Below are 3,665 nucleotides of genomic sequence, written 5' to 3'. Positions count from 1 at the left end.
ATCGCGCTGTAATCACCGGGTAGATGGATGAGGATTGCGAATCGTGTCTGGCGTTCAACGAGGGTGGCGATAGCTGACCGGCAGTTCGAACCGAGCACTAAATCGCCCTCCTTACGGTTTTGTTGTGGGTGATTTCGGGGCTGTCGTAGTGTTTCGATCACCCTCGGGTGGCGGGTATGGCGCAGATCTCCTTGCCGCGTGGACGGCTCACTGGGAATGGCCGCCCGCTGCCCGGCCGATAACTCGACCGCTGATTGAGACTTACGACATTGATCGTTGGGTAAGGACGTGCCGGCGTGGTTATCGATAGGGCCAATTAGCAGTGGAGCTGATCGAAGGGACCGAAGAATATGCCAACATTTTGGGTGGGAATCGACTCGGGCAAAAGCGCCCATCATTGCGTTCTGATCGATCAGACGGGCGCGGTGCTGCTCTCGAGACGGGTCGAGAACGACGAAACAGTGTTGCTCGACTTAATAGCCTCGATCGCGGAAATTACGGCGGGTGCCGAGGCGTGTTGGGCCACTGATCTGAACTCCGGCGGCGCAGCACTGTTAATCGAGCTTCTAGCTACGCACGCGCAGCATCTGCTCTATATTCCTGGGCGAATCGTCCATCACGCCGCTGCAACATATCGAGGCGACGGTAAGACTGACGCGAAAGACGCCCGGATCATCGCCGACCAGGCCCGCATGCGCACGGACCTCCAACCCCTCCGCGGCGCCGACCAGATCAGCGTGGATCTGAGGCTTCTGACCGCCCGCCGCACCGACCTGATCTGTGACCGTGTCCGGGCGATCAACCGGCTGCGCGCCACCATGCTCGAATACTTCCCAGCGTTAGAGCGGGCAATCGACTACTCCAAAAAGGCACCCTTGATCCTCCTGGGCGGCTATCAGACCCCGGAGGGTATCCGCCGGATCGGTCTGACCCGGCTCGCTGCTTGGCTACGGAAACGCGGCTGCCGGAACAGCGCCAAGAGGGCGCAGAAAACACTCATCGCCGCGAACTCCCAGCACACAGTCCTTCCAACCCAACGCACCGGCTCTGCCCTCGTCAACCGGCTGGCCGAACAGATCAGCGCTATCGACACGGAGATCACCGACGTTGACGCCGAAATTACCGAGCTCTTCGGGCAGCACCCCAGCGCAGATGTTCTGCTGAGCATGCCAGGCTTCGGTCCCATTCTGGCAGCAACGTTCCTCGCGAACATCGGCGGTAGCCTGGACGCTTTCGACTCAGTTGACCGGCTGGCGAGCGTCGCCGGGCTGGCTCCGGTCCCACGTGATTCCGGACGAATCAGCAGAAATCTGCATCGGCCCCGCCGCTTCAACCGCAGACTCCTCCGAACCTGCTACCTCGCTGCACTCTCCAGCCTGAAGAACAGCCCAGCCTCGCGCATCTACTACGACCGGAAACGCGGTGAAGGAAAATCATACAAACAAGCACTCATTGCCCTCGCACGGCGCCGCATCAACGTCATCTGGGCCATGCTCCGCGACCACACCCCCTACCAAGAACCAGCCCGCACCTCACCGCTCATGCTGCTTGACTAACGCATTGAGATTCCCAATGGCCGGGTATGGCACGGTCAGCGACCTCGGCGGGGCGTTCACTGATGAGGATCATGTCCGGAATCTTCCCCGAAATCTTAGCAGCGTTGGAGCATCTGGGACGCCTCACGGCCCGACCGGTACGCAGATGTTGGTGCAGGTCAGCGCGTAAATGCCCGCGTCCTTGGACGTAGAGGGCTTGGTAGATCGTTTCGGGACTCACCTGTAACTCCTGCCGGTCGCTGAAAGCCATGGCAAGGTGGTCACTGATCTGTTCAGGGCTCCACTTCACACACAACTTAGCCTGCACCAGCGAGGCTAGTTCCAGGTCATCGAACTTACTGGCTTTTGGCCGCCGGCCCGATAGCTCGGCTCGTTTCTGGGCTGCGTACGGGGCGTATTTCACCTGGCTCGACGCTCGTCTACGGACGGCTGCGGGTGGTTCGCCCCGGTGTAGTTCGCGGCTGACCGTCGAAGCGCACCGGCCTATTTTCCGGGCGATTGCCCTCACTCCGTGCCCGGTCAGGTGCAGGTCAGCTATCCGTAATCATTCCTCCAAACAGAGGTACCGGCCCGAAGGCTCAGGCTTAGCGCGCGGGATACGACCGCCGGTTGCCCGACGCCAACGTTGTCCAGTTCGTCGATTCACGCCTACAGCATCACAGGCCGCGGTCAGCGTAGACCCCTGGGCCATCAATACCCAGAACCGTGCCTCCTGAACAATCCGTTCCTTCTTCGATGACATACACAACACCTCGCATCAATAGGGGGTGTTGCAACGACCGATTGAACTCACCACCGGCTTACGGGCGCTCCGTTAGCAGCCCAGATTGAGTATCACCGTTTGAATACAAGAGTTCAGGGGTGGTCAGTTTGTTGTCCCGGACGACTAGACTCGCTGACACGTAGATGCTCGCAATTGGGGGAACAGTGGAGTCAACGGCCAAGAAGTGCATAGGTTGAGGCTAGAAACGCTAATCGGAGTTTTTGCTGGGATTTTTGGTGTTGGTTACTTCACCTCGACTAGTCCTAGTATTGCCATATCCCTCTTGCTTGGAAGCGTGTTCCTTGCTTTCAGTGTCCAGATCCTTCGCGCGACGCGTTCCAATCGGATGTCGGCAACGACCGCGCCTGTTCAGCCTGCTGTTGGGCGGAACCGAGCTCGAATTGAGGTCTTGTCGGATCTCGCCTTGGTATTCGCTATTACTCAGACCGCTTGGTCTGCTGCGCTCTTATTGATTGCCCATAACGGCTTCTCGACCTTCGGTGTGCTGTGTGGGGCGTGCTTCGTAGGCGCTGCACATCACGTGAGGAGCGTTCTGAGACAGCATAGGGGCCATCACACCACCAGCGTCTGAGTGCGCCTGGGCGCGGATGAGTGAGAAGGGGATGGGATCGGCCGTTTGGGCGGAGCGTAAGTCATCAAAAGCACCGCAAAGTGGGTCGATGGCCTATATCTCCGTTGCGATTAGCGATCCCCATGTGGCTGTCACTGCGCATGATTCAGCAACCCGCATAGTTTTGCGAGCCCCGTGTCGCGGTGAAGGATGCCCACCGCAACCTCGATGCGACCAATCTGTGCAACGAACTCATGATTTCTTTCGGGTACGGTCGAGGCATGGGGAATCATGAGAACAGCCAGACTGAATCTGTGCAGATCCACGAAGTTGGTGCCGGACCAACCAGGGCTATTCCAGATAGCCTTGAAAGAGAAATTCGGCCAACTGAAAATGATCGCGGCCGCAATCCGTACTTCATCGGAGCATGGATCCTCGTGGCACTATCGATCGGCCTCGGAACGCTCTTACTATCGGGACTCGTACGAGAAGAACCCGAGCGTTACACAGACTTCTTTGCAGTTGACCCGGTGACGGGTCTTCCCTCTTACGACAATTCAAACAGCGGCAGCATGATCGGAAACCTCTCCGAGCTCGCCCCAGGTCTATTCCTAGTCGGGCTCAGCGCCGCCCTCGCGCTGCTGATAGTCCAGGGCGTCACACATCGGGTCTGTAACTTTTTCGGTGTTTTCAGCATTTTAGTTAGTAGGTTTCGGCTGCCGGCCAACGCCCGGCGAAAGTGATGGCAAAGGCATTCAGCGCGGGTTTCCACCGT

2 protein-coding genes and 1 pseudogene are annotated in these 3,665 nt (G+C 58.6%); 2 read left to right on the top strand and 1 reads right to left on the bottom strand.

Going from position 1 to position 3,665, the window contains the following annotated elements:
- Nucleotides 1-350: 350 nt before the first annotated feature.
- Nucleotides 351-1,556 (top strand): IS110 family RNA-guided transposase, encoded by a 1,206-nt coding sequence (locus ACX80Z_RS15880; protein ID WP_459316564.1) that lies wholly within the window; start codon nucleotides 351-353, stop codon nucleotides 1,554-1,556.
- Here the strand turns inward: ACX80Z_RS15880 and ACX80Z_RS15875 are convergent.
- A pseudogene (locus ACX80Z_RS15875) lies at nucleotides 1,555-2,298 on the bottom strand (IS30 family transposase); the annotation flags it as partial. The gene ACX80Z_RS15880 and the pseudogene ACX80Z_RS15875 sit on opposite strands and share 2 nt — an antisense overlap.
- A gap of 795 nt (nucleotides 2,299-3,093) precedes the next feature.
- On the opposite strand from ACX80Z_RS15875, the gene ACX80Z_RS15870 reads away from it, so the two are divergent.
- Entirely contained in the window at nucleotides 3,094-3,633 is a 540-nt protein-coding gene (locus ACX80Z_RS15870) for a hypothetical protein (protein ID WP_459316563.1), read from the top strand.
- Nucleotides 3,634-3,665 lie beyond the last annotated feature (32 nt).

It is taken from the genome of Arthrobacter sp. TMT4-20 (assembly GCF_054510775.1).
This window is presented reverse-complemented; position numbering and strand designations above follow the sequence as displayed.